This is a genomic window from Dietzia sp. HMSC21D01 (assembly GCF_001815995.1).
GTDB classification, from domain to species: domain Bacteria; phylum Actinomycetota; class Actinomycetes; order Mycobacteriales; family Mycobacteriaceae; genus Dietzia; species Dietzia cinnamea.
Genome location: NZ_KV823751.1, coordinates 291 through 5847, shown reverse-complemented (window position 1 = coordinate 5847; position 5557 = coordinate 291). Strand labels below are relative to the sequence as shown.

At 70.7% G+C, this 5557-nt stretch carries 3 protein-coding genes and 1 tRNA gene; 3 read left to right on the top strand and 1 reads right to left on the bottom strand.

Annotated elements, in window-relative coordinates:
- Window positions 1-964, bottom strand: a 964-nt coding sequence (locus HMPREF3086_RS03155; protein ID WP_246830885.1) for a zinc-dependent metalloprotease, incomplete at its 3' end; no start/stop codon positions are given.
- Window positions 965-1043: 79 nt separating this feature from the next.
- On the opposite strand from HMPREF3086_RS03155, the gene HMPREF3086_RS03150 reads away from it, so the two are divergent.
- The 3 genes from HMPREF3086_RS03150 (at window position 1044) to HMPREF3086_RS03140 (ending at window position 5442) form a co-directional block, all read left to right on the top strand.
- Window positions 1044-2105: a YlbL family protein gene (locus tag HMPREF3086_RS03150; protein WP_061228020.1), complete on the top strand. Its 1062-nt coding sequence runs from the start codon at window positions 1044-1046 to the stop codon at window positions 2103-2105.
- 65 nt (window positions 2106-2170) lie between these two features.
- Window positions 2171-5248 (top strand): UPF0182 family protein, encoded by a 3078-nt coding sequence (locus HMPREF3086_RS03145; protein WP_082767629.1) that lies wholly within the window; start codon window positions 2171-2173, stop codon window positions 5246-5248.
- 117 nt (window positions 5249-5365) lie between these two features.
- Window positions 5366-5442, top strand: a tRNA-Met gene (locus HMPREF3086_RS03140).
- The last annotated feature ends 115 nt before the right edge of the window (window positions 5443-5557 follow it).

The window sequence follows — 5557 nt, the reverse complement described above, 5'->3', positions numbered from 1 at the left end:
CGAGGCGGCCGAGGGCCGCCTCGTTGACGTTGGTGACCTTGGGGCCGATCGCACCGGCGCCGCCGGAGAGCAGTTCCTGCAGCTTGGCCGGGTCCTGGAGCATCGACGGGTCCAGCCCGGAGGCGAGGTCGTCGAGCCCGGAGGTGTCGACGCGGATGCCGCGCGCGTACTCGTCGACGGTGGCGAGGAAGCGGGCGCGCAGCCAGGGCGCGCCGGAGAACAGTCGCAGGTGGGCGGCCTCGCGCGCGGCGAGGAACACGACGACCTCCTGGCGGGGCAGTTCCAGCTCGTCGGCGAACGCGTCGATCGCGGCGGGCGAGAGGGCGGCCACCCCGTCGTCGCCGAACGGGATGCCCACCTCGGAGGAGAAGAGGACGGCCGGGGCGAGCTTGCCGAGTCCCTGACCGAGCTGCATGCCGAAGCCCATGCCGCCCATCTGGTCGAGCATGCCGAGCAGCGGGCCGGCGAGCTGGCGGGCCTCCTCGGGCATGGCGCCCTTGGTGGCCGAGTTCATCTGCTCGGCGACCGGGGTGCAGATCTTCTCCCAGGTGGGCAGCGACTGCTCGACCCACTGCTGCGGGGTCCACGCCTCGGTGCGGTGGACGCCGGAGGGGAACAGGGTGGTGTCGTCGAGCCACAGTTCGGCGAGGCGGACGGACTCCTGGACGGCCGTGCGCGAGGAGTCGGTGATCACGGGCGTGCGGCCGAGCGCCTGCAGGGCGACCGTCCGCGCCAGCTGGTAGTTGACGGGGCCAGAGCTGCCGGGGCCGGACATGGCCGATCCCATGGACCCGAGCATCTGCCCGAACTGGGAGAGCATCTGGCCGAGGTTGCCGAACTGCGAGGGGTCGAATCCGCCGGGGCCACCGGGGCCACCGGCGCCGCCCGATCCGCCGGGATTACGGTCCCGGTCGTCGTCGCGCCCGTCGTCGTCGGAGGCGGAGAAACCGAAGGGCTGGTTCATGCCACAACGGTACAGCGTGCAGGGGTGCGGGGTTCGGCCGCGACGCGGTGGCGGCCGGGCGCGGACTACCCTTGCCCCCGTGAGCCGCCGCCTCTTAACCGTCCTCGCCGCGCTGGTGCCGGCGGTCCTGCTGCTCGTCCTGGCGACATCGGCCACCGTCCCGTTGGTGTCGATGGGCCCGGGGCCCACTTATGACACTTTCGGGACGGCTGAGGTGGAGACCGAGAACGGTGAGGTCGAGCGGGTCCCGGTGATCGACGTGGTCGGCAGGCCGGCCGACGAGACCGCGGGGTCGCTGCTCATGACGACGGTGGCGGTGCGGGACCGTCTCACCCTGGTCGACGCGGCGCGCTTCTGGCTGGACCCTGCGCAGGTCGTCGTGCCGCGGGACCAGGTGTTCCCGCCGGACCGGTCGCGCGACGAGGTGCGTGAGTCCAACGCCGCGCAGATGGTCGGGTCGGAGAACTCGGCCGAGGCGGCCGCCTACCGCCACCTGGGGATCCCGATGCAGCCCCGCGTCGAGGGTGTGGAGCCCGACGGCGCGGTCGCCGGGCGTCTGGAGGAGGGCGACGTGCTGACGTCGATCGACGGGGAGCCGGTCGAGGACGCCACGTCCGTGGTCGAGCGGGTCGGCGAGCGCCGAGCGGGGGATGAGATCACGATCGGGTACACCCGGGACGGCCGGGAGGGGTCGACGACGACGAGGTTGCAGCCGGCCGGGCCGGACGGCGATCCAGACCAGGGCCGGCTGGGCATCCTGGTCGGTGACTCCCCGGCGGACGGCACCGACGTGGACATCACGGTGGATCCGGGTGTGGGCGGCCCCTCGGCGGGCCTGGTGCTGGCGCTGGCGATCGTGGACAAGCTGTCACCGGGGGAGACGACCGGGGGGGCGCGGGTCGCGGGCTCGGGGACGATCCTGCCCGACGGGACGGTCGGGTCGATCGGCGGCATCCGGCACAAGATCCGGGCCGCCCACGAGGCCGGGGCGAGCGAGTTCCTCGTTCCCGCCGCCAACTGTGCGGAGGCTGTGCAGGACCCTCCCGAGGGCATCCGGCTCATCGAGGTGTCGACACTGGGCGGCGCGGTGGAGGCGCTGGAGACGGCCGCTTCCGGGGGGCGGCCACCGACCTGCGGCTGAGGCGGGGTTTTCCGTAAGGTGGGGCCCACGAGCATGTCCGCCCCAGCAGTGCAGGAGCATCCCAGGTGTCCGTCCGCCCACCCGGTAACCCCCCCGGTCGGCCAATCGCGATCTCGCGTCGCGGTCGGGCCGTCGCCGTCGCCGTCGTCGTCCTCATCCTCCTGATCCAGGTCCTGCCGAGGCTGAACACGGCCTATACGGACTGGCTCTGGTTCGGCAGCGTCGACGCCTCGAGCGTGTTCCGCACCGAACTGCTCACGCGGCTCGGGGTGTTCGTCGTGGTGGCGCTCCTGGTGGGGCTGGCGGTGACCGCCGGCATCATGCTGGCCTACCGCGCCCGCCCCGTGTTCCTCACGCAGCCGGGGATGCCGGACGCGCTGGCCCGGTACCGCGCGGCCATGGGTGCCTCGCCCGGCCGGACGGTGTTCTGGATCCCGGCCGTGCTGGCGATCCTGGCCGGGTCGGTCGCGCAGACCGGCTGGCAGACGGTGCTCGCGTTCTTCAACTCGACGCCGTTCGGTGAGACGGACCCCCAGTTCGGGCTCGACATCTCCTTCTACGCGTTCGAGCTGCCGATGTGGCGCGCGATCGTCACGTGGCTGATGATCGCCATCGTCCTGGCGTTCCTGGCCAACCTCTTCACGCACTACATCTTCGGCGGCCTCCGGCCCGGCGCCCGGGAGGGTGCGCTGACCCGGGCGGCCCGCATCCAGCTGGTGAGCCTCGCGGGCCTGTTCGTCCTCGCCAAGGCGGCGGCGTACTGGCTCGACCGGTACGAGTTGCTGTTCAGCGAGAACGCCACGTTCACTGGCGCCAGCTACACCGACGTCAACGCCCTCATGCCGGCCAAGATCTTCATGTTCTCGGTGGCCCTGGTGTGTGCGGTCGCGTTCTTCTCCGCCATCGTCATCCGGGACCTGCGGATCCCCGCGCTGGCCACGGTCCTGCTCCTGTTCTCCGCCCTCGTGGTGGGGTCGGCGTGGCCGCTGGCCGTCGAGCAGTTCTCGGTCAACCCCAACCGCGCCGAGAAGGAGCGGGAGTACATCGCCCGCAACATCGAGGCGACGCGCGCCGCCTACGACATCGGTGACGACCGGGTGACCTACATCGACAACTGGGGTTCGGCCGACCCGAACCCCCGCGAGGCCGCCTCGGACATCACGACGCTGTCCAACGTCCGCGTGCTCGACCCCAACGTCCTGGCGCCGACCTTCACCCAGCAGCAGCAGCTGCGCAACTTCTACGGCTTCCCCGAGACCCTGAGCATCGACCGGTACACGATCGACGGCGAGATGCAGGACTTTCTCGTGGCCGCGCGCGAGCTCAACCCGGCGTCGTTGCAGGCCAACCAGCGCGACTGGATCAACCGCCACACCGTGTACACCCACGGCAACGGCTTCGTGGCCGCTCCCGCGAACCGCGTCAACGAGATCGCCGACGACGCGGGCTCGGACCGCGGTGGCCTGCCCAACTACCAGGTCTCGGACCTCGACGCGATCAACAACGGCGAGGACATGATGATCCCGGTCACGCAGCCGCGGATCTACTTCGGTGAGCTCATCGCCCAGTCGGATCCCGACTACGCGATCGTCGGCGACAACGGCGACGGCCCCCGTGAGTACGACACCGACGCCGAGCAGTATACCTACACCGGCTCAGGCGGTGTGCCGATCGGCGGGTGGGTCAACCGGATCGCGTACGCGTTGAAGTTCGCCGAGCGGAACATCCTGCTGTCGAGCCTCATCGGTGACGACTCGAAGATCCTCTACGACCGCGACCCGCGTGACCGCGTGCAGAAGGTCGCCCCGTGGCTGACCACGGACACCAACACGTACCCGGCGGTGATCGACGGGCGCATCAAGTGGATCGTCGACGGCTACACGACGCTCAAGACCTACCCGTACGCCGAGCTCAGCTCGCTGGAGGCCATGACCTCGGACTCCCTGAGCGACGGCAGCGGCCGCGTGTTGCCGGACGAGGAGGTCTCCTACATCCGCAACTCGGTCAAGGCCACCGTCGACGCCTATGACGGCACGGTGGACCTGTACGCGTTCGACGAGTCCGACCCGGTGCTGCAGACGTGGATGAAGGCCCTGCCGGGCATCGTGCAGCCGCGTGACGCGATCTCCGAGGAGCTCTCCGAGCACCTGCGCTACCCCGAGGACCTGTTCAAGGTGCAGCGCGAGCTGCTCGCCAAGTACCAGGTCGACGATCCGGGTCAGTTCTTCACGAACGACGCCTTCTGGTCGGTGCCGTCCGACCCGACGGTGACCTCGTCCATCCAGAACCCGCAGACCCCGCCCGCGGCCGGGCCCGGCACCGCCCCCGCTCCCGGGACCGCGGGTGGCCCGGCCGGGGCACAGACCGTGGACCGCGACGGCCCGAGCCAGCCGCCGTACTACGTGGTGGTCTCGGACCCGACGGACCCGGAGTCCGACGAGCCCTCGTTCCAGCTCATCTCCGCGTTCCGCGGGTACGAGCGCGAGTTCCTCGCCGCGCACATGTCGGCGAGCTCGGACCCGGAGACGTACGGCGAGATCACCGTGCGCGTGCAGCGGCGCACCGAGCCGCTGGCGCAGGGCCCGAACCAGGCGCAGGACATCATGATCGCCTCGCCGGCGATCGCCCAGGACCGTCGCCTGTGGGGTGAGACGGCGGAAATCACCGAGGGCAACCTTCTGGCGCTGCCGCTGGCCGGGGACTCGGTGCTGTACGTCGAGCCGATCTACACGCAGCGCAAGGACCAGGACTCCGCGTTCCCGCGTCTGCTGCGCGTGATGGTGAGCTACGACCGCGCGGTCGGGTACGCGCCCACCCTGTACGAGGCGCTGCAGCAGGTCGGTATCGAGACGGATCCCGACACCGTGCGGATCGACGAGACCGGTCAGGCCGAGGCCCAGGCGGAGGGCGGCACGTCGCGGCCCGCCGAGGGCACGGCCCCCCGCCCGTCCTCACCCGCGGCCGGCGGTGGCGGTGGTGGCGGCGACGAGGCCTCCCGTGAAGCCGCGGTGCGCGAGCTCAACGAGGCGTTGAACGCCGTCCGTTCGGCCCAGAGCGGGGGAGACCTCTCCGATCTCGGGCAGGCGCTCGAGGACCTGCAGGCCGCCGTCGACGCCTACCAGGCGCTCGGCAACGGCAACTGACGACCCGACTCCGTCCGCCCGGGCCGGTCTCTCCGTGTGACCGGCCCGGGCGTCGTCGTACGGCCGGCCGATTTGCCTTGTCGGTTCAGTGGCACGTAGTGTCATAGATGCAATCGACGCGGGGTGGAGCAGCTCGGTAGCTCGCTGGGCTCATAACCCAGAGGTCGCAGGTTCAAATCCTGTCCCCGCTACCACGCACTCAGGCCCGGTTCCCTCAGGGAGCCGGGCCTGAGCTCGTTTCGGGAGGAACCCCGTCCGGCGCGGCCACCGGGTTAGTCTTGAGTTCCACAAGTTGACAGTGATTCAGCG